This window comes from Pelomicrobium sp. G1, from assembly GCF_051905455.1.
GTDB lineage: Bacteria > Pseudomonadota > Gammaproteobacteria > Burkholderiales > UBA6910 > Pelomicrobium.
The window spans coordinates 1-290 of the sequence record NZ_JBQACR010000293.1 but is presented as its reverse complement, the minus strand read 5'-3'; the positions used below and the strand labels follow the sequence as shown (position 1 = coordinate 290).

The window sequence follows — 290 nt, the reverse complement described above, 5'->3', positions numbered from 1 at the left end:
GGGGCCCAGGTGGGACAGGGTGATCGCTTCCACCAGGGGAAGCGACGCGCGCCAGAAAAAGCTCATGACCGCCATCACCAGCCACATCCAGGCGAAACCCGCACCGAAGAAAACGCCCGCGTAGCTCAGGAGGGCGGCGAGGGCCGCCAGGCGCAGGATCTCCACTCTACGGCCGGTGGCGGCGGCAAGCCAGCCCCACGCCGCGGGAGCGAGCATGCGCATTACCTGGGGCAGGGCCATGAGCAGCCCGATCTCTGCCGCCACGTACCCGAGGGAGCGCAGGTACAGGC

1 protein-coding gene is annotated in these 290 nt (G+C 69.3%); it reads right to left on the bottom strand.

The window, feature by feature from the left end:
- Positions 1–290 (bottom strand): MFS transporter (locus ACTFO6_RS18565; RefSeq protein WP_439935850.1); only part of this gene is annotated, 290 nt, incomplete at both ends.